At 32.4% G+C, this 25,489-nt stretch carries 27 protein-coding genes and 1 other RNA gene; 19 read left to right on the plus strand and 9 right to left on the minus strand.

The annotated features are described in order from the left end of the window. Positions 1-1,374: hypothetical protein (locus ASC72_RS18900; RefSeq protein ID WP_198528525.1), on the minus strand; the 1,374-nt coding region annotated here is incomplete at its 3' end. 1,008 nt (positions 1,375-2,382) lie between these two features. Here ASC72_RS18900 and ASC72_RS18910 point away from each other — a divergent pair. The 6 genes from ASC72_RS18910 (at position 2,383) to ASC72_RS18935 (ending at position 7,781) form a co-directional block, all read left to right on the plus strand. Continuing rightward, the gene (locus ASC72_RS18910; RefSeq protein ID WP_056194443.1) at positions 2,383-2,868 is read left to right on the plus strand and encodes a histidine phosphatase family protein; all 486 of its coding nucleotides are present in this window, start codon (positions 2,383-2,385) and stop codon (positions 2,866-2,868) included. Positions 2,869-2,873: 5 nt separating this feature from the next. After that, on the plus strand, positions 2,874-4,955 hold the full coding sequence (gene ppk1 / locus ASC72_RS18915; protein ID WP_056194446.1) for a polyphosphate kinase 1: 2,082 nt from the start codon (positions 2,874-2,876) through the stop codon (positions 4,953-4,955). A 35-nt stretch (positions 4,956-4,990) separates the two neighbouring features. After that, positions 4,991-5,881 carry a Ppx/GppA phosphatase family protein gene (locus ASC72_RS18920; RefSeq protein WP_056194448.1) on the plus strand — a complete coding sequence of 297 codons (891 nt, stop codon included), beginning with the start codon at positions 4,991-4,993 and terminating at the stop codon, positions 5,879-5,881. A gap of 112 nt (positions 5,882-5,993) precedes the next feature. After that, complete coding sequence (locus ASC72_RS18925) at positions 5,994-6,572, plus strand: TMEM175 family protein (RefSeq protein ID WP_056194451.1); 579 nt, start codon at positions 5,994-5,996, stop codon at positions 6,570-6,572. 12 nt (positions 6,573-6,584) lie between these two features. After that, on the plus strand, positions 6,585-7,145 hold the full coding sequence (locus ASC72_RS18930) for a Crp/Fnr family transcriptional regulator (RefSeq protein WP_056194454.1): 561 nt from the start codon (positions 6,585-6,587) through the stop codon (positions 7,143-7,145). A 57-nt stretch (positions 7,146-7,202) separates the two neighbouring features. Continuing rightward, positions 7,203-7,781, plus strand: a complete 579-nt coding sequence (locus ASC72_RS18935) for an NAD(P)H-dependent oxidoreductase (RefSeq protein ID WP_056194457.1) — start codon at positions 7,203-7,205, stop codon at positions 7,779-7,781. Between the two features lie 20 nt (positions 7,782-7,801). Here the strand turns inward: ASC72_RS18935 and ASC72_RS24655 are convergent, their stop codons facing one another. Beyond that, positions 7,802-8,383, minus strand: coding sequence for a DNA polymerase III subunit gamma/tau (locus ASC72_RS24655; RefSeq protein WP_241775758.1), 582 nt, complete (start codon positions 8,381-8,383; stop codon positions 7,802-7,804). Positions 8,384-8,505: 122 nt separating this feature from the next. Next, positions 8,506-9,591 carry a DNA polymerase III subunit gamma/tau gene (dnaX, locus tag ASC72_RS18945; protein ID WP_056194460.1) on the minus strand — a complete coding sequence of 362 codons (1,086 nt, stop codon included), beginning with the start codon at positions 9,589-9,591 and terminating at the stop codon, positions 8,506-8,508. 236 nt (positions 9,592-9,827) lie between these two features. Between dnaX and ASC72_RS18950 the strand changes: the two genes are divergently transcribed. Further along, complete coding sequence (locus ASC72_RS18950; RefSeq protein WP_131725840.1) at positions 9,828-10,877, plus strand: hypothetical protein; 1,050 nt, start codon at positions 9,828-9,830, stop codon at positions 10,875-10,877. A 490-nt stretch (positions 10,878-11,367) separates the two neighbouring features. On the opposite strand, the gene ASC72_RS18955 is transcribed toward ASC72_RS18950, so the two are convergent. Then, positions 11,368-11,931 carry a hypothetical protein gene (locus tag ASC72_RS18955; RefSeq protein ID WP_056194467.1) on the minus strand — a complete coding sequence of 188 codons (564 nt, stop codon included), beginning with the start codon at positions 11,929-11,931 and terminating at the stop codon, positions 11,368-11,370. Between the two features lie 231 nt (positions 11,932-12,162). On the opposite strand from ASC72_RS18955, the gene ASC72_RS18960 reads away from it, so the two are divergent. From ASC72_RS18960 to ASC72_RS18980, 5 genes are all read left to right on the plus strand, one after another. Beyond that, positions 12,163-12,957, plus strand: a complete 795-nt coding sequence (locus tag ASC72_RS18960; RefSeq protein WP_056194471.1) for a hypothetical protein — start codon at positions 12,163-12,165, stop codon at positions 12,955-12,957. A gap of 46 nt (positions 12,958-13,003) precedes the next feature. Then, complete coding sequence (locus ASC72_RS18965; protein WP_056194473.1) at positions 13,004-13,453, plus strand: nuclear transport factor 2 family protein; 450 nt, start codon at positions 13,004-13,006, stop codon at positions 13,451-13,453. A 32-nt stretch (positions 13,454-13,485) separates the two neighbouring features. After that, positions 13,486-13,971 carry a cupin domain-containing protein gene (locus ASC72_RS18970; protein WP_056194477.1) on the plus strand — a complete coding sequence of 162 codons (486 nt, stop codon included), beginning with the start codon at positions 13,486-13,488 and terminating at the stop codon, positions 13,969-13,971. A 176-nt stretch (positions 13,972-14,147) separates the two neighbouring features. After that, complete coding sequence (locus ASC72_RS18975) at positions 14,148-14,627, plus strand: BON domain-containing protein (protein ID WP_056194480.1); 480 nt, start codon at positions 14,148-14,150, stop codon at positions 14,625-14,627. Between the two features lie 4 nt (positions 14,628-14,631). Next, positions 14,632-15,003 carry a LysM peptidoglycan-binding domain-containing protein gene (locus tag ASC72_RS18980; protein WP_056194483.1) on the plus strand — a complete coding sequence of 124 codons (372 nt, stop codon included), beginning with the start codon at positions 14,632-14,634 and terminating at the stop codon, positions 15,001-15,003. A 173-nt stretch (positions 15,004-15,176) separates the two neighbouring features. On the opposite strand, the gene ASC72_RS18985 is transcribed toward ASC72_RS18980, so the two are convergent. Beyond that, positions 15,177-15,545, minus strand: coding sequence for a helix-turn-helix domain-containing protein (locus ASC72_RS18985; RefSeq protein ID WP_056194486.1), 369 nt, complete (start codon positions 15,543-15,545; stop codon positions 15,177-15,179). A gap of 127 nt (positions 15,546-15,672) precedes the next feature. Here ASC72_RS18985 and ASC72_RS18990 point away from each other — a divergent pair, with 127 nt between their 5' ends. Further along, entirely contained in the window at positions 15,673-16,467 is a 795-nt protein-coding gene (locus tag ASC72_RS18990; RefSeq protein WP_056194489.1) for an SDR family oxidoreductase, read from the plus strand. A gap of 27 nt (positions 16,468-16,494) precedes the next feature. Further along, a complete protein-coding gene (locus ASC72_RS18995) occupies positions 16,495-16,806 on the plus strand; it encodes a nuclear transport factor 2 family protein (RefSeq protein WP_056194492.1) in 312 nt (103 codons plus the stop codon). 53 nt (positions 16,807-16,859) lie between these two features. Here the strand turns inward: ASC72_RS18995 and ASC72_RS19000 are convergent, their stop codons facing one another. Further along, positions 16,860-17,153, minus strand: coding sequence for a hypothetical protein (locus ASC72_RS19000; RefSeq protein ID WP_056194495.1), 294 nt, complete (start codon positions 17,151-17,153; stop codon positions 16,860-16,862). A gap of 123 nt (positions 17,154-17,276) precedes the next feature. On the opposite strand from ASC72_RS19000, the gene rnpB reads away from it, so the two are divergent. The 3 genes from rnpB (at position 17,277) to ASC72_RS19010 (ending at position 19,940) form a co-directional block, all read left to right on the plus strand. Further along, positions 17,277-17,594, plus strand: an RNA gene (gene rnpB, locus ASC72_RS19040) — RNase P RNA component class A. A 30-nt stretch (positions 17,595-17,624) separates the two neighbouring features. Continuing rightward, positions 17,625-18,875, plus strand: a complete 1,251-nt coding sequence (locus ASC72_RS19005; RefSeq protein ID WP_056194496.1) for a cation:dicarboxylate symporter family transporter — start codon at positions 17,625-17,627, stop codon at positions 18,873-18,875. Between the two features lie 150 nt (positions 18,876-19,025). After that, complete coding sequence (locus ASC72_RS19010; RefSeq protein WP_056194499.1) at positions 19,026-19,940, plus strand: ketopantoate reductase family protein; 915 nt, start codon at positions 19,026-19,028, stop codon at positions 19,938-19,940. A gap of 7 nt (positions 19,941-19,947) precedes the next feature. Here ASC72_RS19010 and ASC72_RS19015 read toward each other — a convergent pair whose 3' ends face one another. Beyond that, positions 19,948-20,142 carry a hypothetical protein gene (locus ASC72_RS19015; protein ID WP_056194502.1) on the minus strand — a complete coding sequence of 65 codons (195 nt, stop codon included), beginning with the start codon at positions 20,140-20,142 and terminating at the stop codon, positions 19,948-19,950. A gap of 189 nt (positions 20,143-20,331) precedes the next feature. Between ASC72_RS19015 and ASC72_RS19020 the strand changes: the two genes are divergently transcribed. Continuing rightward, complete coding sequence (locus tag ASC72_RS19020; protein ID WP_056194572.1) at positions 20,332-20,874, plus strand: DUF3575 domain-containing protein; 543 nt, start codon at positions 20,332-20,334, stop codon at positions 20,872-20,874. Positions 20,875-20,909: 35 nt separating this feature from the next. Here the strand turns inward: ASC72_RS19020 and ASC72_RS19025 are convergent, their stop codons facing one another. Further along, a complete protein-coding gene (locus ASC72_RS19025) occupies positions 20,910-21,599 on the minus strand; it encodes a response regulator transcription factor (protein ID WP_056194506.1) in 690 nt (229 codons plus the stop codon). A 10-nt stretch (positions 21,600-21,609) separates the two neighbouring features. Further along, positions 21,610-22,968 carry a sensor histidine kinase KdpD gene (locus tag ASC72_RS19030; RefSeq protein ID WP_056194509.1) on the minus strand — a complete coding sequence of 453 codons (1,359 nt, stop codon included), beginning with the start codon at positions 22,966-22,968 and terminating at the stop codon, positions 21,610-21,612. A 290-nt stretch (positions 22,969-23,258) separates the two neighbouring features. Here ASC72_RS19030 and ASC72_RS19035 point away from each other — a divergent pair, with 290 nt between their 5' ends. Beyond that, complete coding sequence (locus ASC72_RS19035) at positions 23,259-25,373, plus strand: outer membrane beta-barrel family protein (RefSeq protein WP_056194514.1); 2,115 nt, start codon at positions 23,259-23,261, stop codon at positions 25,371-25,373. The last annotated feature ends 116 nt before the right edge of the window (positions 25,374-25,489 follow it).

Raw genomic sequence — 25,489 nt, forward strand, 5'->3', positions numbered from 1 at the left:
AGCCACAAATACTCCGCTGGTTTTGGTATAGGTTACAGTTCCTGCACAATTATCAGTTGCAACAGGTGCCTGATTTTGGGCAGTTGCTAACCCGGCAGTATCGCTGCACTGTAAAGTAACATTCAAAGCTGTCGATGCAGTTATCCAGGTTGGTGCTGTTGTGTCGTTAACAGTAACTATTTTTTCACAAGTAGAACTGCATCCATTTAAAGTAGTAGTTAATACTAATTTAAACGTTGTATTACAAGTAGAACCAGCTAAAACAGTTACGTTTTGTGCATTTGAAGCAGATGTGATTGTGGCACCATTTGCAGTTGCTGCAGGCAAAGACCACGCATAGGTAGTCATATTGGCTGGAGCCATATAGTTATTAGAAGAAGACAAACATACAGGACCAGTAGTACCAGTAATAGAGCAATCAGTAGGAGCATTTACCGTTACGGTTGCTTCACTTGTAGCAATATCATTTCCAGAGCATAGACCTGAATTAGAAAATATTGCTCTGAATTTTGTGGTTACTGTTAAATTACCTGTATTATAAGCTGTTAAACCTGTGGTATTCGGGATATCTACCCACACTGAAAATGGAGCAACAGATGATTGCCATTTACTGACAGTAGAATTAGCAGTAAGACCAGTTATTGTTAAAGCGCTACTGGCTCCTGAACAAATAGTTGAGCTTGGTCCAACTGTTCCTTTTAGTGGAATTCCAAAAGTAAGTGGAGTATTAATACATTGACTTGAATTAGGTGAGTTACCACTAACAGAGGCTAATTTTGTAACATTGATTATACCAGGGTTATTTGGATCACAAATGTTAATTCCCAAACTTCCAAAAGGAATATTAAACTCTAAAAATGTAGCACCAGAATTACAATTGGCATTACCAGCCTGAACAGCAAGACCCGGAGGGATAATGTTAGTTTGCGTTTTAACACTTCCATTTCCTGTATATAAAGTAAAACCACTTCCGTTAGAATTAATTTCTAAGATATATTCAGCACCAGCTACACTAATGGTACCTCCAAAGGAATCCGATGTTAATCCGTTTAAAGGATTATTATTGGTATCTAAGTACAATCTAAAAAGTGCCGAACCACCATTACCAATGTCCATACCTAATCTTAATACTTGATTTTGAGTATCAACCTTAGCGTGAATCGTTCCAATTTGACACGTTGAAGAAGGGCTTGCTAATAATAGCGTGCTATAAACAGTTCCAGTTGCATATTCATCACCAATAGCACCGGGTCCTGGGCAGTAATCTCCATCATATGTATTTTGAGAATAGCCATTTGTAATAAATATTAAAAGTAACGCTATCAAAACGCCTTTAATACTGATATTTTTTAAAGAAGAAGTAATGTTTTTCATAATCTCTAATTTTTAAACTTTAATACTTTTATTATGAGACTTCTATTTTTTTAATCAGCTTTATTTGTGATTAAAATTATCGATCGGTATTAAAAAGGAACTAATGTTTGAAATGACTTTTCCTGTTTTCGATTAAGAGTATATTCCTTTTAATACTTTATAAAATGAAATGAATTAAATAGTGAAAGAATCGTTAGAATTATATTGAAAAGCAATACTAAATTCCGTTATCGTGCTTTTAAAAGAATCTGTAAAAGGCCTAATAAGTGCAACGTTTAGTATATTTGGATTGCTGTAGACATCTAAAGAAGTCGAAATTTTATTACTGCTGTTGCTTTCAATTTTTAGATTAAGATTGAGAGGCGCGGCTTGTTCAAATGAAATAAGTATGATGATACAGAACAGTATTGAAAAAATGTTTTTTTGCAAGATATTTTTTTTGCAAGAAAAAATATACTTACAATTGTTTACAAATTTTACAGCTATAATCAGAGTAGTTTTAGTTCTCATAACTTTGGATTTTGTTTCGTTGAGATCTGCTAAATTTTAACAGAATCAAAGTTATATACACTCTTTTATTTTGATTTTTTTTCTCTGTAACTAACCTAAAAACTCGTTGAAATGACTTTTTTTTGTTAAATAATGATCAAAAAAGGAATTTTTAATGTCATTTATAACAAATAAAAAAGCTGTATTTTTTTGATTTTTTATTATAAATAGTATTTTTTTTAATATTATAAATCATTAATAATCAAGTATTTAGTTAAAAATTTATTAATTTGAATAATCGATTAAGTGAATAGTTTAATAGATGAAGTACACGTTTTTTTAAATGATTGTTTTTGTTTTTTTAATTTTAATCAATTCTGCTCCTAACTTTTTCTTGTTAAAATTTTTGATCAAATGTTAACAGAAATAAAAAAGTGAGAACTATTAAAATTTCTTTTGTAAATTAGAACTTCAATAATTCAGAACTTCTTTTTTGATGTTTTCTAAATACTTCAGTCTATGAAAAATTTAATCTTAATACGCCATGCTAAATCAAGTTGGGAAGCACCATTAAAAGACTTTGACAGACCTCTAATGAAAAGAGGAATTTTAGATGCGCATGATGTATCAACAAATATTTCAAAATTTCTTCCTAAAACCTATATCATATGGAGTAGTACCGCAGCAAGAGCATCAGAAACCGCTCTTATTTTTGCCCAAAATATTTCATACCCTATTGAGAGTATCGTTTATAAAGACGATCTTTATACTTTTGATGATAAACAGCTCGAAAAGGTTATTAAATCATGTGATAATAGTTTCGAAAGCGTTATTCTTTTTGGACATAACGAGGCTATTACAAATTTTGTTAATAAATTTGGGGATGTTTTTATTGAAAACGTTCCAACTTCAGGTTTTGTATCACTGCGATTTGATAGTGAAACCTGGGATAACATAAATAAAGGCAAAACCCATAAAACAATTTTCCCCAAAGATTTAAAATAAATAAAGTGTACGAACAGAAATATATCGATAGAGAAAAAAGTTGGTTAGCGTTTAATGCAAGAGTGCTTCAGGAAGCAGCAGATAACACGGTTCCACTTTTAGACAGGTTGCGTTTTGTTGGAATTTTTTCGAACAATTTAGATGAATTTTTTAGAGTTCGGTATGCCGCAATCCGTAGATTAAGCCTTTCAGGAATTTCTGGCGAAAAATATTTAGGTGGTGTTTCTGCCCATCAGTTAGTAAAGGATATTACAGAAATCGTTATTCAGCAACAATCTGAAAGTCTTCGTATTTTAAGTAATATTGAAGCTGAGCTTGAAGCTGAAAACATATTCATTATCAACGAAAGTCAAATTACGCAAGATCAGGAAAGGTTTCTAAAAGACTTTTTTATTCAGAAATTAAGTCCCGAATTAGTGACTATTATCTTAAATGATTTGGCAGAATTCCCAATTCTTAAAGATACATTAGGGTATTTAGCCGTGCGATTGGAGATGAACAAAAATGAAGAAGTTCGTTATGCGATTATCGAAATTCCTAAAACTATAAATAGATTCGTAGTGTTGCCATCGGATGATGATAAACATTATGTTATTTTGATTGATGATGTAATTAGATATAATCTAAAGAACATTTTTAACATTTTCGATTATAAGAGCGTTTCGGCACATATGATCAAAATTACCAGAGATGCCCAGTTGGATATCGATAGTGATTTGAGTAAAAGTATGCTCGAAAAAATTGCAACTTCAGTAAAAGACAGAAGAATTGGAGAGCCAGTTCGTTTCATTTATGATAATTTAATTGAAGAAGATACTTTGCGTTTCTTTTTGGATAAAATGAAAATTGTCGAGACAGATAGTATTATTCCGGGAGGAAGATACCATAATCGTCGTGATTATATGAATTTTCCAAATTTAGGAAGATACGATTTGCTCTATAAGCCAAACGAACCATTGCCTATTCCTGGTTTAAGTTTAGGCGGAAGTATATTGGAGAAAATCAATAAAAAAGATTATTTACTTCATGCTCCTTACCAGTCATTTTCTTATTTGACGAAATTTTTGCGTGAAGCTGCCCTGGATCCACAAGTAACCAGTATAAAAATTACTTTGTATCGTTTGGCAAAGAATTCGCAGATTATCAGTTCTTTGATTAATGCGGCTAAAAATGGTAAAAAAGTAACCGTTCAAATCGAACTTCAGGCGCGTTTTGATGAGGCAACAAATATTTCGTATGCCGAGCAAATGCAGACAGAAGGCATCGAACTTATTTTCGGAATTAAAGGTTTGAAAGTACACAGTAAAATATGTGTGATCGAAAGAGTTGAAGACGAAAAAACTAGACGTTACGGATTTATTTCAACCGGAAATTTCAACGAATCAACGGCGAAAATTTATACTGATGTTACGTTGTTTACCTGCCATCAGGGGATTTTGAAAGACATTTCTAAAATATTCGAATTCTTTGATATTAATTATAGAGTACACCGATACAAACATTTAATTGTATCGCCACATTATACAAGGACCAAATTCATCAAATTGATAGATCGTGAAATTCTGCACGCATTGGCAGGTAGAAAAACACATATCAAATTAAAAATGAATAGTTTATCTGATTTTAAAATGATCGATAAATTATACGAAGCAAGCAATGCCGGAGTAAAAATTCAGTTGCAGGTGAGAGGAATTTGCTCATTGATTCCGGGAATTCCGGGAATGAGCGAAAACATCGAAGCTATAAGTATAGTTGATAATTACCTGGAGCATTCAAGAGTTTATATTTTTGGAAATGCCGGTTTAACCGAAGTATATATTTCCTCGGCCGATTTTATGACCAGAAATCTCGACGGAAGAGTTGAAGTTACCTGCCCGATTTATGATTTGGAAATTAAAAAAGAACTAATTGACAATTTTAATATTGCATGGAAAGGGAATGTTAAAGTGAGATACCATTCCTATAAATTAGATAATAAATACAAACCTCGAAATCATCATGCCCCATTTAGAGCTCAGCTTGAAACCTATAAATATTACCAAAATAAGATTGCGGTATTAGAAGAGGTTCCGCAGAAAATAAATTAATAAAAACCAAAATCAATTTCAAATCATAAGTGAGCATGATTAAAATAAAAAAATATGCAGCAATAGATATCGGTTCAAATGCCATGAGGCTACTGATATCGAATGTTGTAGAACAAGAAGGCAAAGAACCACAATTTAATAAAAGTTCCCTTGTTCGTGTACCAATTCGTTTGGGACAAGATGCCTTTACTGTAGGTGAAATTTCAGAAGAAAATATAGATCGAATGGTCGATGCCATGAAAGCATTCAACCTTTTGATGAAAGTACATAAAGTAGAGCGTTATATGGCGTTTGCTACTTCGGCAATGCGTGAAGCTTATAATGCCAAAGAAGTTGTCGCTTTGATTAAGAAAAAAGCCGACATAAAAATCGAAATTATTGATGGTAAAAAAGAAGCGGCCATTATCGCTTCTACAGATTTGCATCATTTATTAAAAACAGACGAAACCTATTTGTTTGTAGATGTGGGCGGTGGAAGTACCGAATTTACTTTGTTCTCTGACGGAAAAATGATCAATTCAAGATCTTTCAAAGCAGGAACAGTTCGTTTGTTAAATGATATGGTTTGCGATGTCGTTTGGGATGAAATCGAAAAATGGATTAAAACCAACACTGCAGATTATGAAGAAGTAACGCTGATTGGTTCTGGCGGAAACATCAATAAATTGTTTAAAATGTCTGGAAAACAACAGGAAAAACCGCTTTCATACATTTATATCAATTCACAATACGCCTTTTTAAATTCATTGACATACGAACAAAGAATCGCCGAATTAGGATTAAACTCTGACCGTGCCGACGTAATTATCCACGCAACCCGTATTTACCTAAATGCGATGAAATGGAGTGGAGCGCGCCAAATTTACGTTCCAAAAATCGGACTTTCTGATGGTATCGTAAAAGCAATGTATTACGGTAAAATTTAAATTTATTTTTGCCACGAACTTCACTAATTTTCACGAATTACTATTTAATTAAAAAAATAAAAATTAGTGAAAATTAGTGCAATTCGTGGCAAACTTTTTAAAACTATACAAAATGAATAAAACCAGACTTGAAGCTTTTAGTGATGGTGTTTTAGCAATCATTATAACTATAATGATCTTAGAAATTAAAGTACCTCACGGGGAAGAGTTCGCCGATTTAAAACCGCTTATTCCTAAATTTCTAAGTTATATTCTGAGTTTTATTTATATTGGAATTTACTGGAACAATCACCATTATTTAATACATAGTTTGACCAAAATGAACGGCAAAATCCTTTGGGCAAATTTGCACTTACTTTTTTGGCTGTCTTTAATTCCGGTTGCAACAGGCTGGATGGGAGAACACAATTTTGCTAAAGCTTCAATGACTTTGTACGGCGTTGTTTTGCTATTATGTTCAATATCTTATTTTATTCTACAGCGAATTATAATAATTAATGAAGGTGAAAATTCATTGCTGGCCAAAGTTATAGGTCGGGACTTAAAAGGACATGCTTCTTCTATTTTATACCTTGTTGGAATAATTGCTTCATTTTACAATGAATGGATTTCAGGCGCAGCTTATTTTACTGTATCGATGTTATGGCTTATTCCCGATAAAAGAATTGAAAGAGCTTTTTCCAAAAATTAATTTATCCTCATAATGAAATCTATTTTTCAATCTATTCATGTTTTACCTCAAAATGAATTAGATCAGTTAGATGATTTAATTACTTTTCGAAAACTGAAAAAAGGGGAAATTCTATTGAAAGAAAACCAGGTTTGTAATGAAATTTATTTTATCAAAAAAGGAATTTTACGATCGTATTTTTTCAATCATCAAGGCGATGAAATCACCAATTGTTTTGCTTTTGAAAATGAATTTATGGCTTCATTTTCAAGTTTTATAACGCAAAATGCTGCCGAAGAAAACATTCAGGCATTAGCCGATACAGAATTACAGATCATAAGCCGTGAAAGTTTAGAGAAGCTTTATAAACTAGGAATTCATTGGCAGGAAATTGGGCGAAAATTAACTGAAATCGAATATGTAACGCTTCAAAAAAGAATGATTTCTTTTCAGAAATTATCCGGATCGCAACGTTATAAAGAGCTTTATCAAAATCATCAAAAATACATTCAGCTTATTCCGCTTCAATATTTAGCATCCTACCTAGGTGTGACTCCAAGACATTTAAGCCGCATTCGTAAAGCTATTTTATAGGACATTTGTCTGGTATTATTTTTTAGGGGAAATGGTATTTTTGTAAAAACTCAAATCATGAAAAAAATACTGATAATAAATGGTCATCCTAATCCGGCAAGTTTCAATTTTGGTATTGCAGATTCGTACCAAAAAGGCGCAGTTGCTTCAGGCTCTCAAGTGGAAACCATCACTATTGCCGAATTACAATTTAGTCCAAATCTACAATTTGGTTATCAAAAGCGAACAGAACTGGAACCTGACTTACTAAAGTCCTGGGAAAAAATTCAAAACGCAGATCACTTAGTCTGGATTCATCCTGTTTGGTGGGGAGGTTTGCCTGCCATTACAAAAGGGTTTATTGATCGATTGTTTTTACCGGGAATGGCGTTTCAATACCGCGAAAACTCAGTTTGGTGGGATAAACTTTTAAAAGGGAAAACAGCACATATTATCACAACTTTAGATCAGCCTGGCTGGTATTACAGATTGTTTTTTGGAAGGCCAAGCATCAATCAACTTAAAAAATCGACTTTAGAATTTTGTGGTGTAAAACCCGTAAAAGTTAGTTATATCGGAATTATAAAAACGGCTAATGATTCTCAAAGAGAAAAATGGCTAAAAAAAGTCTATGATTTCGGATTACGAAATAAATAAAAAATGTAGTGGTAAAAAAACTAACCAAGTAAATCCAATCCAAAAGTTGAACGCAAAAGTTCAATATTTGGGTTGATTTCCAACAAACGATTGTAGCGATCCTGATCGTTAAAACTTCTTTTGGTTTCTATTGCTTCATTTACAATAAGTTCAATTGTAATATCGTGATTGTGCAAGTGTCCTTTTAAATGTCCTAAAAGCCCATTAATCTGACCTTCAAAATCTAGTTTAGAACCTTCGTTTGGTAATTCGAGTGTAATTACGGTACCGTTTAATTTTGGATCGTTAATTAATAATAACGATTCCATAATTTTATGACCTTTATCACCCAGGCGTTGTGCGTACTTATTCCATTGCACTAACATTTCGGTTTCTGTAAAATCTTCTGTAGGCAAAACCGAGGAAGGTTTTACGTAAGATCTATTCTTCTCTTCCATTTCCTTTTTCGCACGAATGCTCGCAAGAGAAAAAGCAGAAACTTTTTTAGGCTGATTTTCGTCCGAAGCATTTTGATTTTCAACTTCAGCAACAGGATTTTCAATCGCTTTTTGAACGTCAACATTTACGGCTTCAGCAGAAGTATTGATATTTCCACTTTCCAAATTTGGAATTTGGACTTTATCATTTGAAGTTTCAGCGTTAGCTGTTTGGTTTGGAATTTGGGATTTTAAATTTGGAATTTCTACAATAGAATACCCTCCGTTTTTAAAATAAGTAGGGGGAATTATGAATTGCTCAACTTTTTTTTTTCTCCATCAAAGTTGATAGAGGCTAATTGCATCAGACATAATTCGACCAAAAGACGCTGATTCTGGCTTAGTTTATATTTTAAATCACAATCGTTGGCAATGTCAATCCCTTTTAATAAAAAGTCTTGCGAACATTTTTGAGCCTGAACACCATACATTTGTTGCGCTTGTTCACCTACTTCAAGCAAACTTAAAGTTGCGGGAGTTTTGCTAACTAATAAATCTCTAAAGTGCGAAGCCAGACCGGCAATAAAATGATGTCCGTCAAAACCTTTTGCCAGAATATCATTGTAAGCCAATAAAAGATCCGGAATCTTATTCTCTAAAAGTAAATCGGTAATGCTGATATAGGTTTCGTAATCTAAAACGTTTAGGTTTTCAGTTACGGCCTGACGTGTTAAATTAGTTCCGCAGTACGAAACCACACGGTCAAAAATAGATAAAGCATCACGCATGGCACCATCTGCTTTTTGAGCAATAATGTGCAAAGCATCGTCTTCAAAATTGATTCCCTGACTTTGTGCAACATCAGCTAAATGTTCTTTAGCATCTTTTACAGTAATTCTCTTGAAATCGAATATCTGGCAACGAGATAAAATCGTTGGAATAATTTTATGTTTCTCTGTTGTTGCTAAAATGAAAATAGCATGCTTTGGCGGTTCTTCTAATGTTTTCAAAAAAGCATTAAAAGCAGCCGAAGACAACATATGAACCTCGTCAATAATATAGACTTTGTATTGCCCGGTTTGTGGTGGAATTCTAACCTGATCAATCAGACTACGAATATCATCAACCGAGTTGTTTGAAGCCGCATCTAACTCAAAAACGTTAAAAGCAAAATCTTCATTTGGATCGTCATATCCAGGCTGATTTATTTTACGGGCCAAGATACGCGCACAGGTCGTTTTTCCAACTCCACGCGGTCCTGTGAATAAAAGGGCAGAAGCAAGGTGATTGCTTTCGATAGCATTTAGCAAAGTGTTGGTAATGGCTTTCTGGCCTACAACATCCTTAAAGGTCTGTGGGCGATATTTACGAGCCGATACTACAAATTGTTCCATATTCTTTTTTATTCGATAGCAAATATAGGGTATAATTTAATGATTTAAAAATTTAAAAAATGAAAGATTTTAAGTGTTTTGAATATCAGAAAGTAACATGTTTTTTATTAAAGGTTATCGTATAAATTTCAAATTTGATTAAATCTGACCAAAATTTAAGATAAGTTTTTTTGTAGTAAAAAAGCACTATTTTTAACTGCTTAAACTATAACTTGTTTATTGTAAAAAGAAAAGAAATGAAAAAAATAATATTGATTTGTTTGTTGATGGTTAATGGAATTGTTTTTAGTCAAAATAATGAAATCAATAAGGCACTAATAATCCCGGAATCTATAGATTTTAAAGGTTGTGTAAAAAAAATTGCTATAAAAGCTTTAACATTAAATAGAGTTAATACTAAAATTGATTCTATTCGTACTACTTCTGAAGTTTCTTTTTCAAAAAAGGGAAAAGTTCAATTATTAAAACTCTATGATAAATCAACAATGGATTCATGGAGAGTAATAGAATTTGATGCGCTTGAAAGAATTAAAAATATATGGAGAAATACTGCCACCTCGAATTTGGTTTTCGTAAACCAGTATTTTAGCGGTAATTCTGAGTTTCCGGATTCAACAAAAATTAATAGGGATGAAAATTATAAAGAAAAATATATAAACAGATTTACCAAAAATATTGTAACCAAACAAGAGCACTATATAAATGATACTTTGCAAGATTTTAGGGTTTATAAATACGACATGCAAAACCAAATGATTGAAGATTTATATCACAATGTAGAAAATGATTCAGGAGAAACATTAGTTACAAGTGAATCAAATGATGGTTATAAATTATCATTCTACCCCGAAAGACAAACCTTATATGAACACAAGAAAGATAAGGATACTACAATAGTTGTAAAAATAAGCCCCAGATATTCTATGAAAGAAGTTACAAAAAAAATAAAAAATAAAAATTTTGACTTAAAAATTGTAGAGGAGTATGATAGGGGGTATTTAAAAAAGTCGAGTTCGACATGGACTTCAAAAGATTCTTTATCTCTTAATATTAATATCTACGTTGGTCAGAAAGAAATTGATAGTTATTATAAAACTTTTAAAAATTCTAAACAGGTTACTTACAAATCAAAAAGTAATTTTTTTAAACAGGGAGAAGAAATCATTACTGTAGTTAATGTTGATACGGTATTCGATAAATTCTCTAACTGGGTCAAAAAAATATATACCAGCGAAGGAGTTATACAAAGTATTATAGAAAGGAAAATTGATTATTATTGTCATTAGTACATACTAAATTATAATCCCTCGCTGGAGCACGCGACCAGCTTGTGAACGCAAAGTTTTAATTAGGTCAAAACTATCCTAAAAAAAATAAACCGAATTATACAGATTGCTCTTTTTGATCTTTAAAATTATTTTCCCTAATATTCATTCCATTAAGTATAATTCGTAGAAAGAATCACATCGTTGCAGTCGAAATGTTTTATGATTCCGCTTTCTTGCAAAGCTACAACCCAACAAGTATTCTGATGCATTCCGTAATCAATAAGAAAAAATAGTCTGACCTGTTCCTAGCGGCGTTTCGACTAATATAGAAGGTTTTAATTGATGTATCATAAATTCTATTTTTTGTAAAAGTACATTTGCTTAGAAATTAGAAGGTTATGTTATTTTCGGAATGCTTTACAGAATTAAGGGAAGAATTAATGCGTATGGAATTCATGATTTTAAACAAAAGTCGTAAAAGCAACTAAGTTGAAAATCATTAACAATTCTATTTATCTTTTCTTTTAAGTAGAACAAAGATTAAAATTATAAATAATACGATATTGACAATCAAAGAAATGATAACGTAATTAGCATAGGTCGCCATTTTTAGATCTTCTTTTTCTTTTTTAGAAATTGTATTTTGAGAATTTTTGTAAACTCTTAGTTTTTCCAATTGATAAAAAAAAGTTGAAAGAGTTTCATTTCTCATTTTCAAATTATCTATATCATTTTGTAATGAATCTAGTTTTGTGATTTTCCTTCCGTAAACATTGTAATATGGTATTGGTGGTGCAAATCCTGCGGGAATTTCCATTGTTTGAGTTGGTAAACAATAACTAAGACTTATAGTTTTATCTTCATTTAAATTACCATATACAATCCACAAATCTTTTTTAAAAGGATCTATCTCACAATTATTTTTTAAACTTTTGCCATGAATTATTTTAAAGGAATAATTTCCTTTAAAAAGTTCAATTATTCTAAAAACATATGTTTTTTGGATAGTATCTATTTTAATTAATTCACCATAAAAAACAATATTAGCATTCCCGAGTCCTTTCTCAACCATTGATTCCTTTTTATGAGGAGGACAATCACAGGAAAAGGAATAATTATAGAAACAAAAGAATAGTAAAACTAAAATGTATTTTAACTTCATCGAATAGATATTTTAATACAATAATAATCTTTTTTTGGTACAGAAAATGGATTTTAGATGTGTTATTTGTAATAAAAAATGTACTATTTTTAATCCGAAACAAAGTCCTTTTTTACTGAAAAAACAAACACTCTTAAACCAATGAACGCAAAACAAATAGTTAAATTAAGTAACGTTATCGGAATCACTTCAATATTTTTATTAGTTTATTGGGTATTTACTTTTATAATGATTCAGGTTTTTGGATTAAAAGTTTTTAGAGAGAATATGACTGAAACCTTCTATTTCAGTGTGTTCGGTATTCTTGCGCTTATGTTTGGGTCCTTAATTATTAATATTATGTTTAATCTGACCAGAATTGCTGAAAAACATAATCTGGATGTGATTAATCAAAAAACTAAAAGATTAAAGTTTGTTAGTTTGCTTTTGATTTTTCCATTATTGGCTTTAATTCTTTTTGGCGGGGACTATTTGACTTCAATCAACAAAGAAAAAATGTTGGTTGAATCCGCAAAATCTATAGTAGATAACAATAAAGCAAACAATGATAAATTGGTAAATTATACTTTTTCTGAAGCGTATATTAAAGAGACAGCAAACACTTTGAAAATTTTATCAGAAACTGATAAAAATTTCCCAAGTGTAACGGTAATTGTTAAGGATACGCTTAAAGGAGCTCCAGTTTATTTGGGTTTTAATGAGTATTTTGATAGGGATTTGAAGGATACTATACATCCTCAGAAAATAAGATATATTCATAAGACTACTAAAGAAGAAAGAGAATATTTAAATTCAATATTTGATAAGAATAGTAACGAGTTAAGATATAGTGCCAGCGACGGAACTTATGAATTGTTTTATCCGTACAAAAAGAATGGTAAAACGATAATCATATATTTTTCTGAACAACAACGTTATGGTAAATTAGGAAGTTAAAATGAAGAAAGCAATTATATATTAATGATTCAATCCTTAAATTTTTATGAAAAAATATTTCTTAATAATTACAATTGTATTCTGTTCTTTTAAATTTTACGCACAAACAGCTCAGGATTCACTTAATATCAAGCGTGTTGCTTTAGCTTATATTGAATCGCAGCATACTCCGAATCCAAAATTGATGGAAAGCGCCTTGCATCCTCGTTTGGTAAAAAGATCGGTTTTTAGAAACAAGACTGCCCAGAAAGATTTTGTATCAGAATACTTTGCAGAGAATATGATCATTCTTGCTGAAACTTATAATGTAAAAGGAGATAAGTTTCCTAAAAATCCAAGAAAAGATGTAAAGTTATTAGATGTTTCTGCCAGAACAGCATCTGTCAAATTAATAGCAGATGCCTGGATAGATTATATGCATATTGTTAAGGAAAATGGAGAATGGAAAATAATAAATGTGCTTTGGCAATATAATGATGTGAAGCAGCATGAATAGGTCACTGTATTAAGTAAAAACAATTCGAAAAAATGAAAAATCCAAACCCAATCATAACTGTCAACGAATCCGAAGGCCGAAAACTTAAAATAGCTGGAGGGAATTATCGAATCATAATCTCTGGAAAACAAACCGACGGAGAATATGCCGTAATAGAAATGTCGGTTCCTTCAGGCGCGGGACCCAATCCGCATTCGCATGCTGATTTTGCAGAAACTTTTTTTGTATTGGAAGGCGAGGTTTCCTTTAAATCAGAATCAGGAAGTTATGTGGCGAAGAAAGGTTCTTTTATAAATATCCCGAAAGGTGGAATTGTACACGGATTTAAAAATCTTTCCAACGAACCGGCCAAACTTTTGTGCACTGTAACACCAGCCGGCTTAGATGATTTATTTGGAGAAATCGCTGAGTATCTTGAAACAGCTTCTTCAAATACAGAAAGTGAAACGGAAGAAAAAATGAATTTCCTTTTTAAAAAATACGGACAGCAAATGTTTCCTCCTGATTACTTGGATTAGTTTTCAGTCGCAGTCGCAGTTTACAGTCACGGTTTACAGTCTCATGCACTGAAAACTGCGACTGCGACTGCAAACTAATTAAACTGGAAAATATATAAATCTCATAACGTTATTTTGTAAAATATTGATATTTAATTCTTTAACTTTAAGAGGTTAAAAAACTAAAAAATATCATTATGAAAATCAGATCTATTTTATTGGGAATGAGTTTTGCTTTTTCTTTAGTGGCGTGTGCTCCTAAGGATGCAGATATTCAAAAAGAAGTTAACGAAAAACTAAACACGCCAAGTGTACAAGTCACCGTTCATGAAGGTGTTGCCACTATTGTGGGAACTTGCGATGATGATGCTTTCAAAAAGAATATTGAGCGTACTGTTAAAGCGGTTAAAGGAGTAAAAACAGTAGTGAACAACTGTCAAATTCCGGTTCCTAATGTAGAACCTCCGGCAGCGGCTGTTATAATTAATTCAGATGCTGATTTAGATAAATCGGTTGGTAAAGTCGTAAAAGCATATGATGGCGTGAGTGCTACTGTTGTAGGAGGTGTTGTAACGCTTTCAGGCGAAATTAAAAGAAGCCAATTGGCTCCGCTAATTCAGAGTGTACAGGAATTAAAACCTAAAAAGGTAGATAACAAATTAACTATTAAAGAATAAGGTTATGAGTTTACAAGATAAATATAGAGAGTTAACAAACTTAGCTTCTACTTTGGGTATAGCAAATTTGCAGGTAAGAGAGCAGGATAATGTATTGTACATTGATGGTACAGCAAAATCTGCAGATGATAAAGAAAAACTTTGGGATAGCTACGGAACATTAGATCCAGATTACAGATCAGCTGATGTGGTGATGAATATTGAAGTGGCAGAAGGAACAACTACAGAATATACAGTGAAAAGCGGAGATTCTCTATCAAAAATAGGAAAAGAATATGGGGTTTCCTGGCAGGATATTTTTGAAGCCAATAAGGATATAATTAAAAATCCAGACCTGATTCAGCCAGGGTGGAAACTGAAGATACCAACTTCGTAATTTAGTTGCGAGTTGTTTTGAAAGTCTGTCATTTTATGATGGACTTTTTTGTTTTAACCACAAGGTGTGCTAGGGTTTATGCAAAGTACATAACCAACAACTTTGCGAATTTATAAAGTCAATTGCAAACACAATGATAAAAATTCTTTGCGTGCTTTGCGGTAAAATTAACTTTACAAACGATCAGTTAAAGAATCTTTTAAAATTGCAGTTCTTAAACGATCCTGATTTTCATCTCCCCAATTGCCTAAAGCAGCAAGTATAGGTATTATTGTTTTTCCAAAATCTGTTAGGTTATATTCTACTTTTGGAGGTATCTGCGCATAAATGATCTTAGAAACTAATTCATGCTGTTCTAGTTCTTTCAGCTGAATGTTTAAAACTCTTCTGGAAGCATCGGGAATTTTTCGCTGTAGCTCACTCGGCCTTTGAAATCCCTCATTGATAAACCACAGCAAACGGATTTTCCATTTGCCGTAAAGGACCTCGCCGATCAGGTCAAGACCACAATTTAAGTTCAAAGGAATTTTTCTTTCATACATATATACAAAAATAACGTAATGTTCTAAACTGCACAATAGGGGAAAAATTTATCCGTATGCAATTCGGTTTTCCGTAATTGTACGAACCAATCATACTGCCGAACTTTGTCTAATAAAAAAAAAATAAATGGAAAAAGATTTTAATTTTAATAATGAGTTATCAGGTAAAATTGCTTTGATAACCGGAGGTACAAAGGGGACAGGAAGAGCGATTGCTGAAAGATTATGGCGAGCAGGTGCAACAGTTATTATCACCGCAAGAAACAAACCTGAAATTGAAAATAGCAATATGCATTTTATTGCTGCTGATTTGAGTACGTCAGAAGGTACCGAAAAAGTAATTGGAGAAGTAAAAGCAGCTTTCGGTAAATTGGATATTCTCGTTAATAATCTGGGAAGTTCCGAAACTCCAGGTGGAGGTTTTAAGGTGTTGACAGATGAAGATTGGGAAAAAACTTTTCAGGCCAATCTGTTTGCTCCGGTACGCTTAGATCGTGGTTTTTTACCTGAGATGATCCAACAGAAGTCAGGTGTTATTATTCATATCGCCTCTATTCAGGGAAGATTACCTTTGTATGATGCTACTTTGCCTTATGCGTCGGCAAAAGCAGGATTAATTAATTACAGCAAAAGTTTATCTAATGAGGTTTCGTCAAAAGGTGTTCGTGTATTGACGGTATCACCGGGATGGATCATGACAACATCATCGGTCAGAATGATGGAAAGAATTGCAGAAAGTTCAAATGGTACTGTTGAAGAAGCTACTGAAAGTGTTATGAATGCTTTAGGCGGAATTCCTTTTGGACGGCCAGCACAACCTGAAGAAGTAGCAGAATTAGTTGGTTTTCTGGTTTCGCCAAGAGCTAATTATTTAACGGGAACCGAATTTGTTATTGATGGCGGAACGATTCCTACGATTTAATTTAATAACCCAATAAAAAATATAAAGATGAATTTACCCAATATAATTTCAGATTTGCTGGCAGCTCAGTCAAATTTTGATAGTAAAGCGTATGCGGCATGTTTTTCAGAAACGGCTTTAGTTTTTGATGAAAATGAAACACACAAAGGTCAAAATGAAATAGAGAAATGGAATGAAAAAACCAGTGAAATGTATCAGACTCAACTTGAAACTTTAGCATTTGAAACAGACATTCTGACGACAAAAGTTACAGGAAATTTTGAAGGAAGCCCAATTGTTCTAAAATATCATTTCGAATTCAAAGATGGAAAAATTGATCGTTTGGAAATAACAAATTAACTATTATTAAGCCGCTGAGTATAAAATTAAAATTTTAACTCAGCGGCTAATTATCACCTTCCCTTTATACTCAAATCAAATAAAAATTTTGCGGTTTCCTGATCGGAGTCGGCGGAGAAACCTGCTACATAAACGCCCTTTTTGCCCGAATTCGATTTAATTCCGTATACAACTGCCTCATCGCCTGGATCTGATTCCCCTTCGTATCGATACACATGTACAATTTCAAATTTTTCAGGATTTTTTTTAATCATGTCCGAGTTCAGATTAAAATCACATGTAAATCCTTTTTCATGAAGTTGATCTAAAGCTTTTGAAACAGTTGCGTAGTGATACATTCTTGTCATGATAATTGATTTAAAAATTAAGGATTTTAAAGGTAACCAATTTAAAATTAAATTGTTATGAAAAATTTATAAAAAACGGAAATTTAAATGCTGGATTCTTCATTGATAAATCGCTACTTTTGCACCGCAGACCGCCTTATCGTCGCTCAATTCGTTGGGGGGAGGAAAGTCCGGACACCACAGAGAAGCATAGCGGGTAACACCCGTCGGTCCCGATTCTTCGGGACAAGGACAAGTGCAACAGAAAGTATGTACAGGTAATGCTGTAGTGAAACCAGGTAAACTCTATGCGGTGAAATACCAAGTATATCAGCATTTAAGGGCTTCTCGTCCGTTGTTGAAGGGTAGGTAGCTCGAGTCCAGTAGTAATGCTGGATCTAGATAAATGATAAGGCCCTGATTTATCAGGGACAGAATCCGGCTTATAGGTCTGCATTTTTTATATATTTGTGAAAGCTCTAAATCAAATTCATGAATATACCTACTCCAAATTCTTCTCCTAAAATTAAGAAAAGCACGTTTCATTCTATAATTACTAATCTTACTTTTTGGGTTTTGATTGCCATAATTGCCGGTGTTTTACTCGGACATTTTTCGCCCGAAAATGGTGTGAAAATGGAAATCGTTGGAAAAACATTTGTTGATATTATCAAACTATTTATCGGGCCAATTATCTTTCTGACTATTGTTTTGGGAATTTCCGGAATGGGGAATTTGAAAAAAGTGGGCCGAATTGGTGTGAAAGCTTTACTCTATTTTGAAGTAGTTTCGACCATTTCATTGGCTATTGGAGTTGGTGTTGCCTATTTCTTTCAACCTGGCAAAATTGACAAATCTGGTTTGGCCTTGCAGGATGCAAGTAAGTATACGAATCATGCTGCGGAGAACTTTTCGTGGCTACAGTTTTTCCTTTCTAATTTTACGCTACAAGTTTTATTAGCTGCGATCGTTTGCGGCATTGCGTTGAATTTCTATCAAAAAAGAGAACAGACAATTTTGGTTTTAGAACGTTTCTCAAAAGTAGTTTTTACAGGATTAAAATATGTTATGTATTTGGCTCCAATTGGTGCTTTTGGAGGAATGGCCTATACGATTGGAAAATTCGGATTAGAAACATTAATTCCACTTGGAAAATTGATGCTTTGCGTTTATCTGACTATGGCTTTGTTCGTGTTCCTGATTTTAGGAACAATTTTGAGATATTATAAAATCAGTATCCTTTCTATTTTAAAATACATTAAAGAAGAACTTTTATTGGTTCTTGGAACATCATCTTCAGAAGCGGCGCTGCCTAGTATTATGGTGAAACTGGAACAAATGGGTTGCAGTAAATCGGTCGTAGGCTTAGTAATTCCAACTGGTTATTCTTTTAATTTGGATGGAACTTCGATTTATTTGTCGATGTCGGTTATATTTCTGGCTCAATTGTATGATGTGCATTTGAGTTTTGCTGAAATTCTCAGTGTAATCGGGATTTTGATGATTACTTCAAAAGGTGCGGCAGGCGTTACCGGAAGTGGATTTATAGTTTTGGCCTCGACTTTGACAGCGATCCATAAAATTCCGGTGGAAGGTTTGGCTTTTTTATTAGGAGTTGATAAATTTATGAGTGAAGCAAGAGCGATTACAAATTTGATTGGAAATACAGTCGCAACGATTATCATTTCGAAAACGGAACATGATTTTACGGAGCTGAATTTAGAGCCTGTTTTGGAGGAATAGTTTTGGCACGCGGATGACGCGGATTTTTTTGTCATTGCGAGGAACGAGGCAATCTCATTTGCAGGATCAATTGTTAGTGTGGTTGCTTCGTTCCTCTCAATGACAAACTTTGTAGTTGCTTTGGAATTTGGAATTTAAAGATTGGAATTTATGAAACGAATTGGGATTTTAGGACTGGGAGGTGTAGGAGGATATTTCGGTGGACTTTTAGCGAAAGCTTATTTTAAGTCGGACGAGGTTGAGGTTATTTTTATTGCCCGTGGTGAAACCCAAAAGGCAATTGCAGATAGCGGACTAAAAATCATTACCGATGAGAATGAGATTATAGTTCATCCAAAATTGGTTTCAAATAATCCGGATGAAATTGGTGCTTTAGATTATTTAATTTGTGCTACAAAAACTTACGATATTAGAGAAAGTTTGCTTTCACTGCAAAAATGTATTACTCAGACAACTATAATTCTTCCGTTATACAATGGGGTTGATGCGCCTGAACGTATCGAGAAAATATTTCCTAATAATGAGGTTTTACAAGGTTGCGTATATATTATTTCGATGATTGCTTCGCCGGGAACGATTAGAAAAATAGGCTTTTATGAAAAGTTATTTTTTGGTTCGAAAACGGCTTCAAATGCTAAATTAGAAGAATTGCAAAGTATCTTCCAAAAAGCTAAAATCGAAAGTTATTTGGTTGAAAATATTGAGGAAATCGTTTGGGAGAAATTTATTTTCATCTCGGCATTGGCATCAGTAACTTCTTATTTGAATCAAAATATAGGAGAGGTGCAAAAGAACAAGAAATCGATGAAAGTTTATATAGAATTGCTTCATGAAATTGAAGCGGTTGCCAAAGCAAAAGGTTTGCAATTGCCAAAAGATATTGTCAATCAAACGATTGTCAAGCTTGAAAAATCGCCTAAAGAAGCAACTTCATCTATGCACAGGGATTTATTGGCAGGCAGAAAAACAGAAGTAACTTCGTTGACACAATTTGTAGTCAACGAAGGCTTAAAATATGGCGTAAAAACTCCTCTTTATGAAAAGATTACAATAGCATTAATGTAATAAAATACTATGATTCGTCTTTTGTAGTTCGAACTAAACTGATTCCGGATGTAAAGAAAACGATTCCAAGGATTCCGTAAATAATAAGTGATTTAATATCTCGCGTTCCTCCTGAAGTATCAGCAAAAATTACTGCGGTGTAAATAAGGCCCACAATTCCCAGAATGGTAAGCACTGCTCCAAAAAGTCTTTTAAGGTTCATGATTTATGTTTTTAAGATTCATATCAAATTTACCTTCTAAAAGCGTGTAAACTGTTATACAATTACTTATGAAGCTTATATGATTTGCAGTAAAAATTTGTGTTGAATTTATCTGTAAGAAATTATTTTGTTTTTTATAGGTTGTATTGTTTAAATACTATTTTTGTCACAACCAATTTAAAAACCAAAATGAAGAAAAATTACGTGTTCTTATTTCTAGCTGTTCTTTTTTTTAATGCCGTTCAGGCACAAGATGAACCAGTTACAGCTGTTCAAAAAAATCAATTCAAGATTAATATGTTTTTACCAGGCTTCGTTTATGAACATGGTTTTGATTCTAAAAATACTTTGTACTCTGAAGCAAGTTTAGGTTTAGGATTTTCAGCGAATTCTTACGATTCAAATTTTGCTTTTTTTCCACAAATCGTTGAACAATTTCGTCATTATTACAATCTTGAAAAAAGAGCTGCAAAAGGAAAGAGAACAGCTTTTAATTCGGGAAATTATCTTGCCTTAAATGCGGCTTATAATTTTGAATCTATTTCGACAAATGATAATTATAGAGAATCGGTTCCTTCCTTTACAATAGGAGCGCTTTGGGGATTTCAGCGTACTTACAAAAGAAAGTTTAATCTGGAATTTAGTGCAGGTCCGGGAGTAAATTTTGATAAGTATGATACGGAATTTGTACCACTTATAAACTTTACTTTAGGATGGGTAATCGGAAACTAATTTTCTTTAATAAATATTTTGAAAGCTCTGATTCATCAGGGCTTTTCTATTTTAAATTCCAAACCAATATTACGGACACTTTCAATTTTGATTTTTGGATCTGAATTAAAATATTTTCTAAGCCTGCTGATAAAAACATCCATACTTCGCCCGGAGAAATAGTCGTCTTTTTTCCAAACTGACATTAAAATCTGATCTCTCTTTAATAACTGATTATGGTTTAGATATAGATACTCAATAAGAGAAGCTTCCATTTCTGTAAGCTGCTGGACGTGGTTTTTATTATTGAGAGTTAATCTTTCATTATCAAAAATATAAGAACCAATTTCAATTATATTATTTCCGTCCAGACTTCTTTTTTGTTCGATTCTCTTTAGAATATTCTGCAAACGCAAAATCAGTTCGTCGACTTCAAAAGGTTTTATGATATAGTCATCTGCACCTAGTTTTAATCCAATGATTTTGTCTTCTTTTAACTTTCGTGCCGTTAGAAAAATAAATGGAACTTCGGGATTGATTGTAATTATTTTTTCGGCCAGTGAAAATCCGTCCATTTTGGGCATCATTACATCAAAAACACAAATATCAAAAGTTTGGTTTTTAAAATAGTCTAAAGCTATTTCTCCATTTTCTGCCCAGATTACTTCGAATTCATGCAGTTCTAAATATTGTTTTAAAATGGCAGCAAAGTCAAAATCGTCTTCAGCTAAAAGTAATTTTTTCAAAATAAGGTAATTAAACTTTTAATAAAATAGTAAACTGTGTTCCTTTTCCTAAGTCACTCACAACGTTAACAGAGCCCTGATGTGCTTTTATAATCTGATTAACGTAATAAAGTCCTAGACCCAGGCCTTTTGTATTGTGCTGGTTTCCTTGTTGTACGCGATAAAACTTATCAAAAAGAAGTGATTGTTTGTTCTTTTCAATTCCGATTCCGTCATCTTCAATACTTATAGAAAATTGATTTTCTATAATTCTGGTTTTTATTGTAATAGTTGTAGAGCCATATTTTACAGCATTTTCCAAAACATTTAAAAAAGCGGTTGTCAGATGGAATTTATCTAAAATCAAAATTGTTTTCTGAGTTTGAAAATCGGTTTTGAGATTAATTTTCGGAAATGTAATTTTAAAATCATTTACAATGGAAAGCAGAAAATATTCGGTTTCTATTTTTTCTTTCTGTAATTCGATTTCATTTTCTGCCAATGAATTTGCCATAACCTGATCAATCAAATTTTGAAGTCGATTATTTTGACGCGAAATCGTATTGATAATGGCATTAAAATTTTCATCGTTTTCACGAATGTTTTTTTGTTCTAAAATTTTAGTCGAAATACTCAAAGTAGCCAAAGGCGTTTTGAGTTCGTGCGTAATATTATTGATGAAATCAGTTTTAACATCGCTCACTTTTTTCTGTTTGATTAAAGCTTTTATGGCAATTACAAAAAGAGTTATCAGGGTTAAAATTGAAAGTAAGGACAAGATCAAAACGAATGTCATTCGTCTTAAAATAATCATTTCCCAGTCAATGACCGAAACGTACATCGAATCTTCTGTCAATAATTTATAATCCTGATTTTCAAAAGTCCCGTTGGTGGTTCCAACATAATTCCGAACTAAAAAGGCGTGATTTAAAGATATTAAATTGCCATATAATTTGTTCTGAATAAAAGGTTTTTCAGAGAAAATGGTATCTGCTTTTTGAGCATTTTGATACAAAATATATTTGTTCAGTACAATTGCAAAATCAATTTTCAGGTTGGGCAAATCTCTTTCAAATTTTCGTTTGATTTTCTGCGTTAACACATCGCTAAATTCACTTTCAAGAATAGCTTTTTTGATATCGATCTTACTGGTTTTTCCCTTAAGATAGTTCTCTGATAATTGTTTGTAAAGTGCTTCTTTTTTCGAAACAATAACCGAATCGATATCACTGTAATTATTAGAAATCTGAGCAATTTCATTTTTGATTTCCGTATGAAACTGAGCCACTTTATAATCATAAGTGGTTTTTACCAAATAGCATTGTACCGTCGACAAAACGATCAGTGCAACAACTGAAAATGCTATTAATAAATTGATTCTTTGTTTCATTATTTTTGGGCCGCGGATGAAGCGGATTAAACGGATTTCTTTATTTTTTCACGCAGATTTAAAATGATTTTAGCAGATTAAAATTGATCTTTTTAAATCTGCTTCAATCTGCATAATCTGCGTGAAATTAACGTACGATGATCAGTAATCGGTGGGCTAATTTCTCATCCCAAAAATAAAGCTTTTATGATATAATTTAGATATTAACCCCGCATTAACCTTCAATTAACTTTCGCAACCTGTTTTTAGAAGCACTTTTGCATTCAATTTAAATCAAAAATCTTTTTAAAATGAATGTTTATTTGCCTCTAAAACTTTTTATAATCCTGTTGTTATTTTGTTTTTCTCTTTTGGGAAATGCCCAGAATAAAACATCAAAAGATAGCATTTCGAATAACCTGAACGAAGTTGTTATCACTCAAAATAAAAAATCATTTTCGAATCAAAACGGGAATATAAAATTAGATGTTGCCAATTCGATGTACAATGCAATCCCAAATACAGTTGATTTGTTGTCCAAAATGCCAACGGTTCAGGTGAGTGCTGATCGGGAAAGTATTTCGGTTGTGGGAAAAGGAAATCCATTGATTTATATTGACAATCAAAAGGTCGGTATGAACGATTTAAATACTTTGGCTGTGGCTGATATTAAAACAATTGAAATTATTCAGAATCCGTCTGCTAAATATGAAGCTGAAGGACGTGTTGTAATTTTGATTACCCGAAAGTTTAGTAAAAAAGACAGTTTTAGAACGGAGATTTCTGAGGTTGCTTCGTTTAAAAAAAATTACAATAATTATCTGGGATTTAATTCTAATTTCAAAAAAAACAAACTGGAGCTCAAAGCTAATTTTAATTACAATAGATTGAATCCATGGGAAGGCCATAGTATCGATTATCAGATTTCTGATGCAGATATTGCTTCAAAATATGATGTTACGGCGAATACAAAAAGAAAGCAATATATTTTTGGAGGTAGTTTTCTCTACAAAATAAATGACGACGATTATTTTTCATTTAATGTAAATAGTAAATTGCAGACGGACATTTTTCCTATCAATACAATAACAAAAAATAAAAACCAGGATGTTGTAAATAATGTGGTGACGTATAGTGATAATGATGGTAAAAAGAACTTTGTAAACTCTTTTTTTAATTATAATAAAAAAATAAAGTCAATAGATACACAGCTTTTTACTGGATTTCAATTTTCTGATTTTGATCAGACTTCGTGGAGTGAGGTTCAAAATAATTTTAATGATACTCAATTTGAATTGGCCCAGATTCGGGATCAGAGGTTTAAAGTCAATGTTTTTTCGGGCAGGATTGATATTGAAAAAAAGCTGAAAAATGAAATGAAATTTGAAGTAGGCGGACTGTATTCTGGCGCAAATTCAAAATCTGATTTTGACATCTTTTATTATGAAAACAATACCAATAAAATAAGTCATTATGATTTTAAAGAAGAGAATTTAGCCGGCTACAGTCAACTTTCCGGAAAAATTAAAAAGATCGATTTCTCTGTCGGATTTCGTATGGAAAACACTAATATAAACGGAAAGTTTAAAACCGATTTATTGCCGTTGATTGCTAAAAATTATACGAATTTTTTTCCAAAGGCTCAGTTTACATATCCTATTGATAGCACAAAAAGTATTAGTGTAAATTATATAAAAAGTATTTCGCGACCTAATTATTCTTCGTTAAGTCAGGGATCGACCTATATTAATCCTTATTTTTTATATGCAAGAAATATTAATTTAGGACCAACTATAATTGACGAAATTTCGACCACTTTTCAATATGATGATAAATCGGTTAAATTGAGTTATACTTACGCCAAAGATCCTGTCTACAGCAGTTTTTCGTTTGATGATGAAAAAAATATAATGACTTTTCAGGATATAAATTTTGATAAAAGTTCTGGATTTACAGTCGATTTCACTTTGCCGTTCACCTACAAATTTTGGACAACTACCAATTCTTTGGTTTTTCTTTTAGAAAAAATTGAAGATAAATCTGCAGCATTACTGGCATCAAAACCATATTGCTATTATAGCTCCAATAACGAATTTAAACTTCCAAAAGACTATTCTTTTGTTTTGATTTTTTGGGGATTAACAAAGCAATACACTGGTGTTTTTGAAACTGATCCGATGTTTGTAGTAGATATGGCGGTTTCAAAAAACTTCTCTAAAAATTGGAATTGCACTTTAAGCTGTAATAATGTTTTTAAAAACAATATTCGGACAGAACAATTTACTGTCAATAGTATTACTTCTAAAGCAAGATATGTCGTCGATAATCATGAGATTTCAATAGCAATACGATATTCTTTTGGAAAGGTAAAAGAAACCAAATTTAAAGAGAAAAACATCAATGAAGATTCAGACAGAATTAGATAAAAGAAAAAGCCCTTGAATTGAACTGCACCCAAAAGTTTAGACGAATTTATAATTAAATTTGATAATAATGAGCTCGATATTGTATCGGGCTCATTCCTTTTAGATTAAGTTTTATT

Origin of the sequence: Flavobacterium sp. Root420, assembly GCF_001427905.1 — a bacterium.
Taxonomy (GTDB): Bacteria; Bacteroidota; Bacteroidia; order Flavobacteriales; family Flavobacteriaceae; genus Flavobacterium.

What these genes read in the sequence shown, in the direction of transcription:
- ASC72_RS19035 (WP_056194514.1), top strand. Translation starts at nt 23,259, where the DNA reads ATGAATGTTTATTTGCCTCTAAAACTTTTTATAATCCTGTTGTTATTT.
- ASC72_RS18970 (WP_056194477.1), top strand. Translation starts at nt 13,486, where the DNA reads ATGAAAAATCCAAACCCAATCATAACTGTCAACGAATCCGAAGGCCGA.
- ASC72_RS18930 (WP_056194454.1), top strand. Translation starts at nt 6,585, where the DNA reads ATGAAATCTATTTTTCAATCTATTCATGTTTTACCTCAAAATGAATTA.
- ASC72_RS18990 (WP_056194489.1), top strand. Translation starts at nt 15,673, where the DNA reads ATGGAAAAAGATTTTAATTTTAATAATGAGTTATCAGGTAAAATTGCT.
- ASC72_RS19020 (WP_056194572.1), top strand. Translation starts at nt 20,332, where the DNA reads ATGAAGAAAAATTACGTGTTCTTATTTCTAGCTGTTCTTTTTTTTAAT.
- ASC72_RS18960 (WP_056194471.1), top strand. Translation starts at nt 12,163, where the DNA reads ATGAACGCAAAACAAATAGTTAAATTAAGTAACGTTATCGGAATCACT.
- dnaX (WP_056194460.1), bottom strand. Translation starts at nt 9,591, where the DNA reads ATGGAACAATTTGTAGTATCGGCTCGTAAATATCGCCCACAGACCTTT.
- ASC72_RS18980 (WP_056194483.1), top strand. Translation starts at nt 14,632, where the DNA reads ATGAGTTTACAAGATAAATATAGAGAGTTAACAAACTTAGCTTCTACT.
- ASC72_RS18920 (WP_056194448.1), top strand. Translation starts at nt 4,991, where the DNA reads ATGATTAAAATAAAAAAATATGCAGCAATAGATATCGGTTCAAATGCC.
- ASC72_RS18955 (WP_056194467.1), bottom strand. Translation starts at nt 11,931, where the DNA reads ATGGTTGAGAAAGGACTCGGGAATGCTAATATTGTTTTTTATGGTGAA.
- ASC72_RS18965 (WP_056194473.1), top strand. Translation starts at nt 13,004, where the DNA reads ATGAAAAAATATTTCTTAATAATTACAATTGTATTCTGTTCTTTTAAA.
- ASC72_RS19000 (WP_056194495.1), bottom strand. Translation starts at nt 17,153, where the DNA reads ATGACAAGAATGTATCACTACGCAACTGTTTCAAAAGCTTTAGATCAA.
- ASC72_RS18985 (WP_056194486.1), bottom strand. Translation starts at nt 15,545, where the DNA reads ATGTATGAAAGAAAAATTCCTTTGAACTTAAATTGTGGTCTTGACCTG.
- ASC72_RS19005 (WP_056194496.1), top strand. Translation starts at nt 17,625, where the DNA reads ATGAATATACCTACTCCAAATTCTTCTCCTAAAATTAAGAAAAGCACG.
- ASC72_RS18995 (WP_056194492.1), top strand. Translation starts at nt 16,495, where the DNA reads ATGAATTTACCCAATATAATTTCAGATTTGCTGGCAGCTCAGTCAAAT.
- ASC72_RS19010 (WP_056194499.1), top strand. Translation starts at nt 19,026, where the DNA reads ATGAAACGAATTGGGATTTTAGGACTGGGAGGTGTAGGAGGATATTTC.
- ASC72_RS19015 (WP_056194502.1), bottom strand. Translation starts at nt 20,142, where the DNA reads ATGAACCTTAAAAGACTTTTTGGAGCAGTGCTTACCATTCTGGGAATT.
- ASC72_RS18910 (WP_056194443.1), top strand. Translation starts at nt 2,383, where the DNA reads ATGAAAAATTTAATCTTAATACGCCATGCTAAATCAAGTTGGGAAGCA.
- ASC72_RS19030 (WP_056194509.1), bottom strand. Translation starts at nt 22,968, where the DNA reads ATGAAACAAAGAATCAATTTATTAATAGCATTTTCAGTTGTTGCACTG.
- ASC72_RS18950 (WP_131725840.1), top strand. Translation starts at nt 9,828, where the DNA reads ATGAAAAAAATAATATTGATTTGTTTGTTGATGGTTAATGGAATTGTT.
- ASC72_RS18975 (WP_056194480.1), top strand. Translation starts at nt 14,148, where the DNA reads ATGAAAATCAGATCTATTTTATTGGGAATGAGTTTTGCTTTTTCTTTA.
- ASC72_RS18935 (WP_056194457.1), top strand. Translation starts at nt 7,203, where the DNA reads ATGAAAAAAATACTGATAATAAATGGTCATCCTAATCCGGCAAGTTTC.
- ASC72_RS18925 (WP_056194451.1), top strand. Translation starts at nt 5,994, where the DNA reads ATGAATAAAACCAGACTTGAAGCTTTTAGTGATGGTGTTTTAGCAATC.